Source organism: Streptomyces sp. B21-083, from assembly GCF_036898825.1.
In the GTDB taxonomy this organism is placed as follows: domain Bacteria; phylum Actinomycetota; class Actinomycetes; order Streptomycetales; family Streptomycetaceae; genus Streptomyces.
Map to the genome: position 1 here is coordinate 2,796,379 of NZ_JARUND010000002.1, position 16,507 is coordinate 2,812,885.

Annotated in this window: 14 protein-coding genes; 10 read left to right on the forward strand and 4 right to left on the reverse strand. The window is 66.6% G+C overall.

Annotated elements, in window-relative coordinates; translation table 11 throughout:
* Positions 1-53 precede the first annotated feature (53 nt).
* Together QA861_RS36535 and QA861_RS36540 are read left to right on the forward strand one after the other, a co-directional pair.
* Complete coding sequence (locus QA861_RS36535; protein WP_334593025.1) at positions 54-1,283, forward strand: AAA family ATPase; 1,230 nt, start codon at positions 54-56, stop codon at positions 1,281-1,283.
* Entirely contained in the window at positions 1,280-1,957 is a 678-nt protein-coding gene (locus QA861_RS36540; RefSeq protein ID WP_334593026.1) for a hypothetical protein, read from the forward strand. The genes QA861_RS36535 and QA861_RS36540 overlap by 4 nt, the downstream gene beginning before the upstream one ends.
* A gap of 25 nt (positions 1,958-1,982) precedes the next feature.
* On the opposite strand, the gene QA861_RS36545 is transcribed toward QA861_RS36540, so the two are convergent.
* From QA861_RS36545 to QA861_RS36555, 3 genes are all read right to left on the reverse strand, one after another.
* Complete coding sequence (locus QA861_RS36545) at positions 1,983-2,177, reverse strand: DUF397 domain-containing protein (RefSeq protein ID WP_334593027.1); 195 nt, start codon at positions 2,175-2,177, stop codon at positions 1,983-1,985.
* A complete protein-coding gene (locus QA861_RS36550) occupies positions 2,174-3,013 on the reverse strand; it encodes a helix-turn-helix domain-containing protein (protein ID WP_334594957.1) in 840 nt (279 codons plus the stop codon). Before QA861_RS36550 ends, QA861_RS36545 begins: the two co-directional genes overlap by 4 nt.
* A 143-nt stretch (positions 3,014-3,156) precedes the next feature.
* Complete coding sequence (locus QA861_RS36555; RefSeq protein WP_334593028.1) at positions 3,157-4,251, reverse strand: hypothetical protein; 1,095 nt, start codon at positions 4,249-4,251, stop codon at positions 3,157-3,159.
* Between the two features lie 503 nt (positions 4,252-4,754).
* Between QA861_RS36555 and QA861_RS36560 the strand changes: the two genes are divergently transcribed.
* From QA861_RS36560 to QA861_RS36595, 8 genes are all read left to right on the forward strand, one after another.
* Positions 4,755-5,846: a phage holin family protein gene (locus tag QA861_RS36560; protein WP_334593029.1), complete on the forward strand. Its 1,092-nt coding sequence runs from the start codon at positions 4,755-4,757 to the stop codon at positions 5,844-5,846.
* Positions 5,847-5,962: 116 nt separating this feature from the next.
* A complete protein-coding gene (locus QA861_RS36565; RefSeq protein ID WP_334593031.1) occupies positions 5,963-7,456 on the forward strand; it encodes a serine/threonine-protein kinase in 1,494 nt (497 codons plus the stop codon).
* A 469-nt stretch (positions 7,457-7,925) separates the two neighbouring features.
* Entirely contained in the window at positions 7,926-9,497 is a 1,572-nt protein-coding gene (locus QA861_RS36570) for a hypothetical protein (protein WP_334593033.1), read from the forward strand.
* Positions 9,498-9,732: 235 nt separating this feature from the next.
* Complete coding sequence (locus QA861_RS36575) at positions 9,733-10,959, forward strand: GmrSD restriction endonuclease domain-containing protein (RefSeq protein ID WP_334593034.1); 1,227 nt, start codon at positions 9,733-9,735, stop codon at positions 10,957-10,959.
* A complete protein-coding gene (locus tag QA861_RS36580) occupies positions 10,952-12,091 on the forward strand; it encodes an AAA family ATPase (protein WP_334593035.1) in 1,140 nt (379 codons plus the stop codon). Before QA861_RS36575 ends, QA861_RS36580 begins: the two co-directional genes overlap by 8 nt.
* Positions 12,092-12,287: 196 nt before the next feature.
* Positions 12,288-13,079: a hypothetical protein gene (locus tag QA861_RS36585; protein ID WP_334593036.1), complete on the forward strand. Its 792-nt coding sequence runs from the start codon at positions 12,288-12,290 to the stop codon at positions 13,077-13,079.
* Positions 13,080-13,359: 280 nt separating this feature from the next.
* Positions 13,360-13,788, forward strand: a complete 429-nt coding sequence (locus tag QA861_RS36590; RefSeq protein WP_334593037.1) for an ATP-binding protein — start codon at positions 13,360-13,362, stop codon at positions 13,786-13,788.
* Between the two features lie 18 nt (positions 13,789-13,806).
* The gene (locus tag QA861_RS36595; RefSeq protein ID WP_334593039.1) at positions 13,807-15,267 is read left to right on the forward strand and encodes a hypothetical protein; all 1,461 of its coding nucleotides are present in this window, start codon (positions 13,807-13,809) and stop codon (positions 15,265-15,267) included.
* A 38-nt stretch (positions 15,268-15,305) separates the two neighbouring features.
* On the opposite strand, the gene QA861_RS36600 is transcribed toward QA861_RS36595, so the two are convergent.
* Complete coding sequence (locus QA861_RS36600; RefSeq protein WP_334593041.1) at positions 15,306-16,343, reverse strand: beta family protein; 1,038 nt, start codon at positions 16,341-16,343, stop codon at positions 15,306-15,308.
* Between the last annotated feature and the right edge of the window lie 164 nt (positions 16,344-16,507).

Genomic DNA, 16,507 nt, shown 5'->3' on the forward strand with positions numbered 1-16,507 from the left:
ACCCGCGCCAACATCAGCTACGCCGTACCCCCACCTCTCGATAGGTTCCGTCCATGCCAGGACAGTTGCTCGAACTGCACGTGGAGAACTTCCGCAGTCTGCGGGACGTGACCATCCCGTTGGGGCCCCTGACGGTCCTCGTCGGTGCGAACGGCGTCGGCAAGTCGAACGTCCTCAAGGTCTTCGATCTGCTCGCCGACATCATCCGCACCGACCTCGAACCCGCCCTCGAAACGCGGGGCGGGTTCGACGAGGTCGCGTTCTGGGGCGGGCCTAAGCCGCCGACGACCCTCCGTATCCGGCTCAAGGCAACCTGGACCACCCACTCCAGTCCCAACGCCCCCGACGAGTACGACTTGAAGGTCCGGCGCTACTCAGCCCCCAGCAGCAAGGACAACGGCCAATACCGCCTTACCCGCAGCGAGAGTTTCCAGTTCAAGCGGACCAGGGGGCGCGGACGTCGAATCAGCGTCTCGGGCGAGCGCGCCACAGTCGTCGACACCCGGCCGAGCACCGAACTTGAGGACAGCAGCGAGTTCGGCATCCAACGGCTCAGTAGCGGCCTCTCCACCCTGCCCAGGCTGGCGAGCACGGAGGGCGGTTCCGAAGTCGCGCTGGTGGCGAAGCAGCTCTCCTCACTGCGCGTCTTTGACGTGAATGTCGAAGCGGCACGTGCACCTGCCCGACTCGATCGCGGTTGGTTCCACCTCTCGCACAACGCTGACAATCTGGCCGCGTTTCTCGAATGGCTCAGCCAGGACATCACTGCCTGGGAACACCTCGTCGAAGATGCCAAGTCGGTCCTTCCTCAACTGGACAACATCGAGTTCGTTCGTGTGGGAGGTGGAGCTGAGCAGGTGACGCTCCTGCTGCGCGAGCGCGGCCTGCGCCGTGTCACCCCTCTTGCCGACGCTTCCTACGGAACCGTCCGTCTCCTCGGTCTCCTGGCCCTCCTCTACGACCCGGGCCTACCGGCCCTCACTTGCATCGAGGAAATCGACCACGGGCTCCACCCCCAGGCGCTGCAACTGATCGTCAATCGATTGCGCGAAGCCAGCAACCGCACCCAGTTCATCATCGCCACCCACTCCCCCGCTCTCACGGACCGGCTCCGACCCGAGGAGATCGTGATCTGCGAACGGGACGACGAGGGCGCCTCCCTCATCCCCGCCATCACCACTACCGAGGTGAGCGCAATCGTGGAGGAGAGTGGAGACCTGCCGCTCGGCGAGTTGTGGTTCTCCGGCGTGCTCGGAGGCGACCTCACCGGGGATGAGCTGTGACCGCCAGGAACGGTGGGCCGCAAGGTCGCGGTGTCATCGTCCTCGCCGGCGAGGACTCCAACGACTGCCGGATCGTCGCCGAGATCATCAAGCAGCACCACCCCGCCCTCGGCAACGCCCGGCTCGTCGAGATCAGCGACAAGACCAGGCTCAAGACAGCCACCGGTCCCGAACTCGCCGCCCGCATCCGCACGATCATCGGCAAGGCGAAGGCCCGGGCGCTCCGGGCGAAGGGCCCTCTGGTCGGCCTGGTGATCCACGAGGACCTGGACGGCTACACGGGGGCCGAGTACACCCGTATCCGCGCGAACGTCGCAGGGGCTCTCTCCCGCGAAAGCCCCTGCAACTCAGCGCTGGCGCTTGCCGCTTGGGAGTCGGAAGCCTGGCTCTTACTCTTCCCGGACGCCTTCCCTGCCGTCCGGCCCAACTGGAAGGTTCCCGCACAGATCCGGGGCCGTGACACCGGAAACCTCAAGAGTCCGAAGGAAGAACTGAAGCGCAGGCTCGGTTCCCCAGCCTTCCGGGAGAGCGACGGGCCCAAGGTGGCTGAGCAGGCCCGGTCGTTAGGCCTACTGGCCTCGGGCCCGACCGGTACCAACCGCTCCTACACGGACTTCGTCCACGAACTCGGTCAGTGGTCCGCAGCCTCCGGCCCAAGTCCCAGTCGGAGGTGAACCCTTCACGTTCCTGTCGTGCAGCTCAGACGATCTGGTCTACGGCGTGCCCAACGAACATCGTCCAGGCATCCGGGCCAACAGCCAGTCCAGGACGGGCCGTGTCCTTGGAGTCCCGTACATGGACAGCGTAAGAGCTGACAGCCACCTCGACGCACTGGCCACCCTCACCGCTGCTGTAGGTGCTCTTGACCCAAGTCAGCTCCGTCACGCCCTTCATAGCTCTCCCAGCAACTCTTCGACGAAGGCCTTCGACTCCCGTGGAGTGAGAGCCTGAGCCCGGATGATTCCATACTGCGCCTCAAGCTCCCGCACGGGAGTCCGCTCGGTGTAGAGGGAACTGCTCTTCTGGACCTCTGCGTACGCGATGCGCTGCCCCGTCGCGGTCTCGATCAGGGTGAACGGGCCCGCGAGCCCCGCATGATCCTCCCGCTGCAACGGCATGACCTGGATCTCGACGTTGCGGCTCTGCCCTGTGAGCAGGATCTGTTCCAACTGCCCGCGATGGATTTCAGCTCCGCCGATGGGACGGCGCAGCGCACCTTCTTCGATGACGAAACTCATCAGTGGAGCTGGCCATCGCGAGAAAATCTCCTGCCTGAGCAACCGAGCAGTTACCCGTTGCTCGATGGTCTCCTCGTCGAGGAGTGGGCGCCGCATCGTAAAGACTGCCCGCGCATACTCCTCTGTCTGCAAGAGCCCGTTGATCACGTGCGTGTCATAGACATGCAGCTCAACCGCCTCCGCCTCCAACCGAGCCGCGTCCCTGAAGAACACCGGGAACTGCGCCCGCGCGACCTCCTCCTTCATCTCCTGGAGGACCCCGCCCGCGTCCAGCACCTCGTCCGCCACGTCGATGAACCGGGGCGGCGGTACCCGTCTCCCCTGTTCGAACGCCGCGATCGTGGACGCCGAGTAGCCGGTCCGCGCCCCGAACTCTGCGCGTTCCAGACCCGCCCGCAGCCGGAACCGTTTCAGCTGGCGTCCGAAGACCCGGAGGATGCCCGACCCCGGTTCAGGTGGCCCCGAGGCATCCGTCTCGACGTCAGAGTCCATGTCCGCAGCCCCGGTTTCGTCCGGTTCTCGCACCAGTTCACGCACCGCCCGCTCACCTCCACCGCCCGTACCGACCGATGCCCACGTTAGGAAGCACGCTCTCACCACACCGCCGAACCCCGAAAGTTCACCGGAACAAGTGCTCAGGCAGCCGAGTGGACCGCTTCGACCTCAGGGCGGCCGGGGCGTTGCCTGCAATCCCGGCATCGTGCGCGTGGATCATGCGTGCGGAAGGCGCGTTCACAGCCGTCGCAGGTGACCAGCGGCACCAGTTGGGGTGGTCGGGACGTCGTCGTCGCCGTCGCCGTAGAGAAGGTCGTCACCGGCAAGGACGGCGGGAGGGAGGTGGTCAGGCGGTATGCGAGGAGGCTCGCCGGGTGGCGGATGGGCTCGGACTCGGGCGGCAGGCTCGCGGTGAGCGCGTGGGTGATCTGGTCCGACGTCGCGGCACGGGCCAGCCAGGTCTCGACGGCGGGCAGGAGCCGCTGGACGTCCCGTTCGGACAGCAACAGCCGTGCATCGGCGAGCCGTAGACGCGCGAGCAGGTCGGCCGCCGGGCAAGTGGGCACTGGTCCGGGTACGGGTGCGGGTACAGGTTCGGGGGCAGGTCGCCTCGGACGTACGGACGTCGGCGCCGAGTCCGGCCGCGAGACCTCCGCTGACGCAGGAACAGCGACCGGTGCCAGTGCGGACAGAACCTCCGGCTCGTCCCCGGCCGTCACAAGAGCCGCGTCAGGGTGCGCAACGGAGGCCGCCACAGGGGCCGTCACAGGCGCCGTTACAGGTGACGCGACCGGGGCAACGGCCCCCAAGCCATGGCCCCGCACCGAGGCTCGTAAGGCTGCCCCCGGATGATCGAGGAAGAACGTACGCGTGGCGATACGGCCTGCCCCGAGCGGTACTCGGCGGCGTACGAGATATCCGGCCGTCTCCAGTTCGCGCAACGCCCTGCCGATCGTCACCTCGCCCTCGTGGAAGCGCACGGTCAGCGCCTTGATGGTCACCGAGGCGCCGTCCGGGAGGGACTGGTTGTGGACGCCGATGCCGATCGCCGTGGCGGAGAGGCGGGGGTGCTGGGCGAGATGGTTGCCGACGACCGTATAGCGCTCGGTGTGGCGGTGTCGTACGTGGAGAACTCCGGCGCGGGGCGCGTCCGGTGGGAGTTCCGGGGGCGCGGGCGGCGGGTGCTCGAGCGATGGGTACGCGGGCAGGGCCGCGTTAGACTGCGGGTCAGCCATTGGGAAGCGGATTTCTTCCTGTGTGGTCAGTCCCTCGCCGGGATTGCCGTCCTGCCGGGGGCCGTTCTCTGTTTTCGGTTGTGTGCGGCGACCGTACCTCACCCACCCGACCGGCCGACGCACCCATCACCCGAACGAGTGGCGCCCCAACTCGCGGACAGGCGGGTTTGGTTTGGTGCGGTGGGTAGTTTCCCCCAAGGCTTTAAAGAGCATCGCGCGCGACCGGGTCACGGAATGCCGCGTACCGGTGTCGAGCTGGGCGAATAACCGGTCACAGGGCCGTCCGACTTCCGTCTCGACCACCCGGGATCACACGAAGGCCCGCTCCTCTCCACCCGCTCACCGACAGGCGGCCCATGCCCCTCCGCGTCCTTCTTGGCCCCTTCTTCGGGCGTGGGACGGACCCCGCGGCTCACTACGATCCATCGACCCGCAAGCGGTCCGTCGGTCGTACGGATGACTGCCGTAGGGGTCAAATGCCGCTCTCCGAAAGGCTCCCGGCCATGTCCCGCCCCGCACCCGTCCCAGGCCCTCCGCCGGCGCCGCCCTTCGGCCCGCCCCGCACACCCTGGTGGCGAACCGGGTGGGCACGCGTCGGCTTCGTCCTGGCCGTGCCGGTGCTCGGTTTCCTCAACGCGTTCCTCGGCCTTCTCATGCTGGTGGTCGCGCTCTTCCTCCTGTGGTGGGGCAACGCCTGGCCGAAGCGGTGGAAGGCAACGGGGACCGTCGCGGCCGTATTCCTGTTCGGGGCGGTCCTGCCACCGGCGCCCCAGGCCAGGACGTCGGGCACTGTGGCGGAGGCGGACGCGAAGGCCCGGAACGCCGGAGGACTCGTCACCTCTCCGTCCCCGAGGGGCACGGCGGAGGACGGACAAGCACCTGAGCCGACGACGGACCCCGAGATCCCGGACTACCGAGGCCTGCGGCTCGACGAAGCCACGAAGAGGGCACAGACGGACGGGTTCGCCGTCGGCGACCACGACGCGTCCGACCAAGGCGACGGCATCTGGATGCGCTCCAACTGGACCGTCTGCTTCCAGCAGGCCGACGCTTCGCCGGGCAGCACGAGGACGATCGACTTCGGAGCGGTGCACACCGGGGCTCCCTGCCCCGCGCGGGACGGCGGCCCCATCCCCTGGCCGAGGATGCCGGAGGTGATCGGTGCGACGTGGGCGGCGGCTCAGAAGAAGCTCGCCGCTCTCGACGTCCCGTCCAATCGCATGTACGCGGACACGATCTACGGAAACGACGCCCTCCCCGAGGAGGGCGAATACGACGAGTGGAAGGTGTGTGCGCACGATCCGGGCCGAGGGGAACGGATCCCCGACGGCACCTCTGTGAGGCTCTGGCTGTCCGCGCCGGAGAACGACTGCCCTGCCCCGGCAGGGGAGGACAACGGATCCGCCCAGCTACCCGATCGCGACGACGACGGGGACCCTGACTACCACGACCCGTTCCCCGGTGACGGGAACCGCAACAGCACCTTCCCGGACGGCCTGACCGGAAGTTCGGGTGGCTCGGGTGGCTCAGGCGGATCGTCGAACGGCTCGTCCGGTGGCGGTGGTTGGGGCGGCTGCCGCTCCCGCTGGTGCTGAGCCGAAGGTACGGGCCCTGGACAGCACCGCGCGTCAGGCGGTCGGCGAAACCGCCCCCGGTCGCAACCGGGGAAGAAACACTGTGCCCTCCATCGCTGATGTGGTTATGTGCATTCATGGAGGACACAGACACGATTCCGGTCGTTGACACCAGGTATCGGCTGGAACGGCGCCTGGGGACAGGCGGCCAGGGGGAGGCGTGGCTGGCATACGACGCGCGCCTGCGCCGCCAGGTAGTGCTCAAGAAGTGCAGATTCCCTGAGGGAGTATCAGCCGAGGAGCGCGAGGTTCTCATCGCGCGGGCCGAGCGTGAGGCCCGGGCGGCTGCAAGGCTCAATCATTCCGGCATCGTCACCGTGCACGATCAGTTCTCCGACCGCAACGGCCTGCCCTGGATGGTGATGGAGTACGTGGACGGGCCGTCTCTTCGGGAAGTCCTTGGCGAGGGGCCTCTGCCTGTCGCGGAGGCGGCGCGCATCGGCACACAGATCGCGGAGGCTCTTGCCGCCGCGCACACGGCCGAAGTAGTCCACCGCGACATCAAGCCGGCCAACATCCTCCTCGCGGACGGCCGGGTGGTGATCGCCGATTTCGGGATCGCCACCATGGCGGGCGAGATCACTCTCACGCCCACGGGAACGGTGATCGGGACGCCGCAGTACATGTCCCCGGAGCAGATACTCTGCAGGTCGACTTCGTCGGCTTCGGACATGTGGTCGCTCGGAGCGACGCTGTACCGCGCAGTGGAGGGACGTTCTCCGTTTTCCGGTGACTCCACCCCACAACTGATCCTGGCCGTCAGCCGCGGTGTTCCGGAGCCCATGCGCTCCGCCGGCGCCCTGCAGACCCTGATCGGTCAGCTCATGCGGTTCGAACCTGCTGAGCGCCCCGCAGCAGCCGTCGCGGCAGCCACGATGGGGGAGGTCGTCGCATGCCTCCCACCGGCCGGTCCAGGGCCCGCCGATATCGACAGCCTGCTCGAACAGGCAACCAAGAAGCGCGACGAAGGCGCCCTCGACCAGGCCGAGGACCACTACCGATCGGATCTCGACCTCGCCATAGAGCATCGCGCCAGACGGAAGGAGGGCTGGGCCTGGGACGGCCTCGGCTCCTGTCGCTGGCGAAGTGGCGACCCCAAGATGGCACTGAAGTTCTTCACCCGGGCCGATCGTCTCGCCGACGAGACCGACGACACACACCTGAAGGCCTGGAGCCTGTACAACCTCGGCGTGTACCGGCGCTCACGCGGTGAACTGGCGGCGGGCAAGGACTACTTGCAGCGGTCGTTGGCGGTGTCGGAAGCCCATCGGTGCCCCGCAGCCGCAGGCTGGACCCACCACCAGTTGGCCGAGTTGGCACAGCACGAGGGGGACGCCCGTCAGGAGCAGGAGCACTACGCAGCAGCCCTCCGTGTCGGCCTGGCTTCCGACGACGACGGGCTGACGGGCTGGAGTCTGATTCACGTCGCCAGGTGCGCAGAGGAATCCGGCGATCTCCCCCCGGCAGGCGAGCACTATGCGCGCGCCTTGGAGATCGGCAACCGAATCCACGACAAGTGGATGATCCGGGAAGCCAAGGATGGACTCGCGCGCATCGCCGACGCCAACTGAACAACCTCACCGTTTCGTGACGGCCCGTCGGTTCTACCAACGGGCCGTTTCTGCTGCTTGGGCTGACGGTGGACAGTTCGATGATCCCGTTTGCGCTTCGGGGAGGCTCGGAAGCAGTTCCGCGCCGCCCAGCGCACTCATGCCTGGCACCAGCAAGTCCGCAACCCCAGCTTGGTGGATTCGGGCCGGACCGCAGCGTGTCGAACCGTAGAATTCGGCAGCGAATGCCGACGACGTCCGGCCGTTGCGCGCTCTTGGGGGAGGAAAACGCATGCAGGACCCTTCGGACTCGATGGAGATCGCCGAGCCTGAGGAGAACGGCCGGAGCAATTCCGCCGACTCACCTGTTGTGGACGACCCGACACCCGACTCCGACATCGACTCGACGACGGTGTCGACGGTCCTGGTGGAGGTGCTTCCAGGGGTTGCTGTCGTCTGCGGTGAGGTTCCGGCGGAACTCAAGGCCGATTTGCTCGACTTCGGGATCGTGCCGGCTGCCGACCGCAAGCAGCTGTCCGCGGTCCTCGCCTCGATCGGGAACACGGCGACCGTGGCCGGCAACCTCGGAAACGCGTTCGCCAGTGTGCAGGGGCTCTACAGGCTCGGCGCCGGGACACAGGCCTGGCTGAATGCCGGCGCGACGCTCGCCGTGAAGGACGGCGCGAACCTCGGAGCAGTGTTCTTCGGCGGAAAAATAGTCGGTCAGGCCCGCCTCCTCCCCGTGGCCGCGGTGAGCACGGCACAGACCGCGGCCTCGATCGGGCCGGCGCTGGCCATGGTCGGCCTTCAGATGCAGTTGAGCGAGGTCACGGGCCTTGTCAGGACGAACATCGCGCTGACCAGCCAGGTACTCGGAGCCATCCGTAACGAGCAGTGGACCGAACTGACGGGGCTCGTCACCACCATCGATCGCGCGGTCGACCAGGCGCGGGAGGTCGAATCGGTCCCCACCTCCTTGTGGGACAACGTCGCGGGTAGTGAGGCGTCGCTGCGTAAGCAGCTTGACCTGTACCGGCTGAACGTCCGTGGCCACGTCGGACAGATCGACGGGGCCGACGCGAGTCGCCGCCGTGAGTATCTCCAGACGAACGCCGAGGCAGTCGTCTTCGACGCCAACGCCCTCCTGTCATCCCTCAAGGCATGGACCGGGTATCAGGCGCTCCGCGCCGGGAGGGCAAGAGCCGCCGGTCGCGAAGACGCGCACGAGGCACGGCTCGTCGACGTCATCGCGCGCGACACCCGCGCGGAGTTCGACTCCGCGCTCGCCGAGACGGCGAGCCTCGTCGGCGCGCTGACGCGGGAGCTGCGGATCATCGCCGAGCTCCCCGGGCCCGACTCATGGCCGCTGCCGGGGAAACGGAAGGACGTGAAGGCGGCCCGCGAAATCTCCGCCCGTCTTCTGGAGGCGATCGTGCCTCTTGCCGATGCCTTTCATCCACCGGCCCCTCCGCTCGAGGCTCCGAGCCTCGTCTGCGCACCCACATCGCTGGAACTCGAGCCGTACCTTCGCATCCTGCAATGGTTCCTCGAGGACGGTGAGACCGTACGTGTCCTCGGCTTCCCCGAGCAGCTCGATGCCCTCGATCCGATTTCCGCGATCGTCGGCGGAGCGAGGGAGATGTTGGCGGCAGCGAGGGACAAGGCCGCGGCCAAGACACTGGTCGCCGTCACGGATCGCCGCGTCATCACGGCCAAGACGAACGCGTTCCTCGAGCAAGGCTCGATTCGTCAAGTCATCCCGATCGACCAAGTGCGATACGTCCGGGCAGCGACCACGCAGGACAAGAGCGCGCGGTCGGCGATCGACCTCATCACGCGTGACGAGAACATCCGGTGGCACTTCCACTCTGACATCGGCAACGCTCAAGTGGACGCGCTCGCCGCCGTGCTCGCCGAGTCGATGGCGATCCCCGACGTCGAACGCGATGAGCTTCAGCGGCGGCGCCACGTCCCCATCGAAGCGGGCGAGAAGGACGAGAGCACCGACATGCGGGCTACGGAACCGACCGAGTCCGAAGCCACGAGCGGCGATGCCGAGTAGGCCTCGAGCCGATTGACCGTGGTCGTGGCTGTTCGCGGCGACCGTACCCCTGTTCAAGCAGCTCAGGTGGCTCGTCGGAACGGCTCGTCCGGCTGGGGCGGCTGCCGCCGCTCCCGCTGGTGCTGACGTACGGCCGCGCGCAGCCTCCAGGTCCGAGGGTGCCTCCGGTAAGCGATCGGCTACTGTACGGACACGTTCGAGCTGTGTTGGGCACGCGTCTACGGAGGGGCACATCTTGGTCGGCAGCGCTCCGGTGCCGGAGCCGGAACAGTCGTCGGACACCACCTCCGCCGATCACGCGGTGCCCCCGCCGGACGAAGTAGCGGTCGAGTTCACCGATACCGGACGCAGTACCGGCATCGAGGTCGAGGACATCGGCGAAGCCGGCCGGATGCCGTTCGACCCTGAACTCATCGAGGTCCATCCTCGCAACCCCACCGTCGACCTCGTCGTCCAGCGGCTGAAGCGCGGACTGATCGACCTCCAGCCCGACTTCCAGCGAAAGTCCGGCATCTGGAACGAGAGGGCCCAGAGCCGACTGATCGAGTCGCTGCTGCTACGCATCGCGCTGCCCACGTTGTACGTAGCGGAGGAGAACGACGAGTCCTGGTCCGTGGTCGACGGGGTGCAGCGCCTCACCACAATCGTCCGGTTCGTCAAACCCGAGGTCGCCGGCCTGGATCCACTGCGGCTGGGAGACCTGGAGTACCTGACTCAGTACGACGGCAGCCGCTTCGAGGATCTGCCGGGGCGGATGCAAACCCGAATCCTGGAAACGGAACTCTCCGTCCTGCTCATCCGGCGGGGCACACCGGAGGAGGCCAGGTTCAACATCTTCGCGCGGATCAACACGGGCGGCCAACCGCTTACGCGGCAGGAACTGCGGCACGCTCTCATCCCGGGGACTGCGCGTGTGTTCCTGGCCGAGCTGGCCGAGAGCGGCTTCTTTCTTCAGGCTACGGGGTACAGCGTCAATCCCGCCCGTATGGCGGAGCGCGAACTCTGCCTGCGTTTCCTCGCGTTCGCCATGACTCCGCCGGAACGATACGTCACGCAGGACTTCGACGGTTTCCTCCGCGGGACCATGCACGACATCAATGCCCTTCCGGACGAGGCGCTGACCAACCTGGCAAGGACCTTCTACCGTGCGATGCGGGCCTGTCGGCTGATCTTCGGGGACCACGCCTTCCGCAAGCAGTTCAGCGGGACCACCAGGCGCTACCCAATCAACAAAGCTCTGTTTGAGGTGCAGGCGGTGACTGTAGCTCGGTGCACTGCCGATGAGCTCCGCACCCTGTGCGATCGCGCCCCGATTCTCGAAAAGAAGTTTCAGAAGCTGATGGATGACATCACCTTCTACGACTCCATCTCGTCCGGCACCAGTGACGCCGACAAGGTCAACTACCGCTTCCAGTCAATGAAGGACCTGTTCCGCGAGGTGTTGGAGAACACGGATGCTTGAGTCGCTCACTCTTACCAACTTCAAGGCATTCGCCAGCCAAGAGCTGCGCCTGGCCCCCTTCACCCTGCTGACCGGACTCAATTCGTCCGGCAAAAGCTCCGTACTGCAGTCTCTTGCCCTATTGCGGCAGTCGTACGAGTCGGGCGACCTCGCCCTCATCGGCGACCGGGATGCCGGGCTGCTCCTCAACGACGAACTGGTGCAACTCGGCACCGGTCAAGACGTACGGCACGAGTCGTACGACGACACGGGGCCGCACATCTCGCTCGCCGTGCAGGGCGATGGAGCGGCGGCACAGTGGACCGCGCTCTATGAGCGGGAGGCCGACCACCTCAAGCTGCTCCAGGACGACGACGGGGAGAACACGTACGCCTCCGTCGAACCGGCGTCGTTGCTGCCGACTTTGTTCGGGGCAGGCTTCCAGTATCTGAAGGCCGACCGCGTTTCTCCGCAGGTCAGTTATCCCCGCTCACACCACGCCGTCACCACGCGTGGTTTTCTGGGCCCGCACGGGGAACACACTGTCAACTACCTGCGAATTCACCAGGATGAACCAGTTGTGTCAGGCTCGCTCATTCTGCCGAACGTCTCCTCCACCAGCCTCCTTGGACAGACTCAGGCATGGATGCAGAAACTTTGCCCGGGAGTGAACCTGAAAGCGGAGGACATCGCCCGCACGGACACGGTTCGGCTCAGCTACAGCTTCGGCTCCGGTGCGTTCGCCTCCAACAGCTACCGACCCACCAACGTCGGGTTCGGACTCACGTACGCACTGCCGATCGTCGTAGCTTGCCTGTCGGCCAAGCCAGGCACGCTGATCCTGCTGGAGAACCCTGAGGCCCACTTGCATCCGCAGGGCCAGACGTGGATGGCGTACCTGGCGAGCGCGGCCGCTGCGAGCGGGGCGCAGATCGTCATGGAGACGCACAGTGACCACGTGCTCAACGGGCTGCGGATCTCCGTCAAGAACCAGCAAATCAGGGCCACCGACACCTCAGTGCACTTCTTCCGCCGCAAGGAACAGACCAGCGAGGTCCTCACCCCTGTCATGGGCGTGGACGGCATGCTCTCCGACTGGCCTCGAGGCTTCTTCGACGAGTGGGAGAACTCGCTCGACCAACTATTGGACTGACTGGGGACGCACTTCTCATTTCTTTCTCCACCATTCCGTACGTGGCCATCACCTTGGGGGGCGACGCGTGCCATTGCTGCTGTTTCTCAACGAAAGATCGTGTGCGTCAAGCGCCTCGCCGACCGAAGTCGGCGAGGCCATGGCAGAGTTCGTGGCGGTCTTGCGCGCCGTCCGCAAATGGCGAGATATCTCGCTGGTGACGAAGCATCCCCTTCCGGAAGCCGAACTGGCGAGGGGCTACTACTACGGTCAGTGGGCCGCAGACAACCGCAATCGCAACCAGCGGCTGTTCATCAAGGCCCTGCGCAACACGGCTCCGTTCAAGGCGGTTCGCGCACCGTCCGCGGAGGCGGGGGACGACATCGAGTACCACTGCTCCGGTCAACCGGTCGAGGGAGTCGGCTGGGCTCACCTGATGGACGGCCTCGCGGTGAGCCTGCCGCTCTCCGCCACGTGGTCAGGCCCATGGCTGAACCTGAACATCCGTCGGCTTGTCGAGACCGACACAGGCGACCTCGCCATGGAGGAGGTCATGGAACAGGTGCGGCACAGCGCCCGCCGCGCCGACCTTTCCCTGCACGAGAAATGGGGCTGCGCGGCCGGTCTCGACGCGGTCGACTCGGCCTCACAACTCTGGGAGCAATGGGACGACTTCTTTCCTCGGCTCCAGGTTCTTCCCGAGGTTCGAGATCAACTCACGGACTTGGAATTACGGTGGTTCATCCAGGTGCGTGGGCTTCTCGCGCGGCTACAGGCGTCCGCGGCACTGTGGGACGGGAGCGGCGTACCCGACTGGCAGGGCGCCAAGGTCACGCCCGAACACGCGCAGCGCAAGCAACTCTGTCTGTTCCGGGATCTGGACGGGGAGAAGCGCTTCTTCGACTGGCACGGACGCTTCACACCCGGTGCGGGGCGCCTGCACTTCCGGCTCGTAGGCGAGGACAAAGCACTGCGCATTGCCTACATCGGGCCGAAGATCGGGAAGTAGAGCGGCGAGAGGCGCCCGGTGACCGGCTCCTTCCCGATCCGGGCACCTGGTTGATTCCCCAGAGATCGCAGATGTCCAGTCGGTCACGAACGGCCCACACAGGCCACCGCACCTCGCACACAGCCACCGCACGAGCACCTACGGATGGCTGCTGTAGGCGCGTCATAACTGGTCAACGGCTCGCCACAGACACGACCGTAGGACCGTGAACAACAAGCCCACCACGCCCGTCGGAACCACAGAGCACGTTCCGTTGTCCACTGCCCGGCAAGAATTCACGATGCGTTTCAGTTCCACCCCCCGCGGCGCCCGCCTCGCTCGCCGACTCGTCTCTGGCCGACTCGACGAGTGGGGTTATCCGTACACGTCCCCCACCAACGAGACGCTGGCACTCCTGACTGCTGAGCTGGCTGCCAACGCCGTACGCCACGGCCGCGTGCCCGGACGGGACTTCGAGGTCCGGCTCTTCGCCGGCGAAGGGACGACTTTTCGGGTCGAGGTCTCCGACACTCGCGCGGAACGCGTACCGGAGCTGTCCCTCAACGAAGCGCCCAGCGAGGCGGAGTCCGGCCGAGGCCTGATGCTGGTCGCGGCGCTGGCCGACGAATGGGGGACCGCACCACGCCACGGCGCTCCCGGCAAAACAGTCTGGGCCACGCTGCAATACCCTCTCGCCGGCCATTCACCCACACGCGAGGACCCGCGATGACTCGCGTACTGTCCGTGCATGGTTTACGTCGTGGCGCTCAGTGAAGACCAACTCGACCGAATAGATATGGAGTTACGACTGAAGCAGGTTTTTACGAAAACCGTCGCCGCCGCCTCGTTGCCACGCGATCCTCGACCTCAGATCACTCTGCTGGTCCGACGGCCGTCCGCAGCCGACCAGGCGTCCCCACTGGTCTGGCTGGGAGTTGTACGACAGCCACGCGGAGAGAAGGTGGCGGTGGTCGACTCCCGAGTGACAGTGGACCTGTTGCGGGAATGTCCGGTTCCGGTGTCGATGCACTCCGTCGGGGAGCAACTGCCGCTCTCTATACGGGATGCGCTTTCCGCGGCTTCGAGAAGAGAAGTCACCATCCTGGATGACACGGTCTCCGAAGCTCTTCTCACGGCTCTCTCCCAGCAACACGAGAGACTGCGCCTACTGCTCGAATTCCTCGGCGAAGCGGCCACGCCGGAACGTCTCGATCCGCTTGGTCGGCCCGAGGACGCGTCATGGCAGGAGCAGCTCGAAGCCGCCCGGCTGGCTCTGGCCACCGGCGGAATTCCGCCGGCGCGGCTCGCCGCCTGGCGACGCCCAGTTGGCCGTCACGAACCAGTCCTGGCCGGCTTGATCGCAGAACCCTACGAGCCATCGCTGATCGACCACGACATGCACCACTTCTTCGACGGAGACGATGTCTTCCAGTCCATGGGGCCCCCGTACGAGGGGAACTCCCTGGGCTCCTCGTTCCGATGCGACATCCGCGTCTTCGAGCACCTCGGCCGCCGTATCGAGATCGCGAATGTGAACGCGACCGACGTCGAAACCCGCCTCGGCACAGACATGATCTATTACCACGAGGCGACGCAAAGCTTCGTGCTGGTGCAGTACAAGCGCCTGCCGCAAGAGGCAAAAGAACGATGGATCCGTGTCGACAAACGACTGATGAGTCAACTGGACCGGCTGGAACGGGTGGCCGCCCTCAGCCGCCCAGCGGGTCTGCCGCACGAATGGCGCCTCGGCCCCGACCCGTGCTTCGTGAAACTCGCCTACTGGCCTCTGACGGAAACCATCGATCCAGGCCCCGCGCCGGGTATGTACCTGCCCGTGCCGTACGTACGGCTACTGCTGAACGACGAAGCGACACGTGGTCCCAATGGTGGGCGACGGCTCGGATATCCACAGGTCGACCGTTATCTGACCAACACCGAGTTCACCGCGCTCATCAAGAACGGACTGGTCGGCACCGTCGGCACGACGATCGAACAGCTCGCGGCACTCGGAGCGCAACGGGCCGAGGAGGACAAGATGTCCGTCGTCCTCGCCGTCGAGCGGGCCACCGACCCATTGCGCGAGACGGTGAAGGAGCGGCACAAGCGCAACCATTCTCAGGGCTACGACAAAACGCTCGCCAACCGCCTGCGCAGGCAGCGCCGGACCACTCCGCCCATTCCCGGCCAGCAGACATTCCCCGAGTTCTGATCCGGTAAAGGCCGGTCTTGTGAATCGGCGCAAACCACTCAGCCCTCGATGCTCCGCACCACGAACGTCATGTGCTGGACGTTGCCCACCCAGTTCCACGTCGAGTGGTTGCCGGTGCTGACGGCGCCCTCGGCCCGGTCGCGCAACCACCTCTCCCCCGCCCCCGCGTCCACGCCCCGGAAGTCCGCGAGGCCGGTGAGGCAGCGCGCGGCCTGCCGGTTGGCGTCGTCGTACTGCCTGCCGTGCGGCACCTTGGACAGGTGGTAGGAGCGGGCGGTGGTGTAACGGAGGATGCCCCACGGCGGGCCCCCGTCGCGCGAGGGCGGGGGCTGGGTGACGTAGAGGGCGGGATGGATCCCGTAGTCGCCGTAGCGCAGTCGGGGCAGGTACGGGCGTTCATGCCGGATCTCGTGCCAGGTCTCCCAGTCCGTGCGCGGGGCCTCGTACGGAACCCCCTCCCGGAAGTCGTCGGGCGGTTCGGGGAAGCCGCCGGCCATGACGGTCACCGTGTGCCAGGAAGTGAGCGGGATCAGGGTGTCCAGGGCGCGCACAGCCTCCTTGGCGGCGTCGGGGCGGTCGGGCAGCGCGGTGGCGAGGTCGAGGAACAGGTCGGCGGGGTGGCCTGTGGGCATCCGGTCGAGCAACGCGGCGACGTCCGAGGCCGTGCGGTCGTTCCAGTCGCCGGGGAGCCGCACACGGATGCCGAGTCCGTCCTCTCGCCGACGGGCCGCGGCGAGTGCGAGTGCCTGTTGGGCGCCGGGGCGGCCGGGTCCGGTGACCGGCCGCAGGTTGCGGTGGTCCCACCACCCGGGGGTAAGGACGTCGGCCAGTGCCGCCGCTTCGTCCTCGTCGGCGAAGGGCGCGTCCAGCCACCCGGAGCCGCGGCGCTGTGCCGTGGAGATGTCACCGGCCTCCTTGGTCAGACGTTCGGCCAGTGGTTTCGGCAGCATGCCGGGGCGGGGCGGCAGCGTCCACAGCGGAGCGACCTGACGCAGTATGTCCGGCGCCAGCGCGCGGTAAGCGGCTGCCGCGTGCGGCCGGGTCGGCAGGACGGGAACGTACAGCGGTACGGACATGGCGTTCCCCCTCGGCGCTGCCCGTGCTCGGTTCTTCCTTCGCTCTCGTGCGCTTCTCTCGTTCGCCTTCAGGGTGAAACCAGTGAAGAAAGCCCGAAAGGGCGCCAACCAGCCATGGGCGGAAAGGGAACCTGTACCCGCCCCGTCACACACTGTCCGACCTG

Excerpts from the sequence above, each read along its gene's own strand:
- QA861_RS36535 (WP_334593025.1), top strand. The coding sequence starts at position 54 with ATGCCAGGACAGTTGCTCGAACTGCACGTGGAGAACTTCCGCAGTCTG.
- QA861_RS36545 (WP_334593027.1), bottom strand. The coding sequence starts at position 2,177 with ATGAAGGGCGTGACGGAGCTGACTTGGGTCAAGAGCACCTACAGCAGC.
- QA861_RS36550 (WP_334594957.1), bottom strand. The coding sequence starts at position 3,013 with ATGGACTCTGACGTCGAGACGGATGCCTCGGGGCCACCTGAACCGGGG.
- QA861_RS36555 (WP_334593028.1), bottom strand. The coding sequence starts at position 4,251 with ATGGCTGACCCGCAGTCTAACGCGGCCCTGCCCGCGTACCCATCGCTC.
- QA861_RS36560 (WP_334593029.1), top strand. The coding sequence starts at position 4,755 with ATGTCCCGCCCCGCACCCGTCCCAGGCCCTCCGCCGGCGCCGCCCTTC.
- QA861_RS36565 (WP_334593031.1), top strand. The coding sequence starts at position 5,963 with ATGGAGGACACAGACACGATTCCGGTCGTTGACACCAGGTATCGGCTG.
- QA861_RS36580 (WP_334593035.1), top strand. The coding sequence starts at position 10,952 with ATGCTTGAGTCGCTCACTCTTACCAACTTCAAGGCATTCGCCAGCCAA.
- QA861_RS36590 (WP_334593037.1), top strand. The coding sequence starts at position 13,360 with ATGCGTTTCAGTTCCACCCCCCGCGGCGCCCGCCTCGCTCGCCGACTC.
- QA861_RS36595 (WP_334593039.1), top strand. The coding sequence starts at position 13,807 with ATGGTTTACGTCGTGGCGCTCAGTGAAGACCAACTCGACCGAATAGAT.
- QA861_RS36600 (WP_334593041.1), bottom strand. The coding sequence starts at position 16,343 with ATGTCCGTACCGCTGTACGTTCCCGTCCTGCCGACCCGGCCGCACGCG.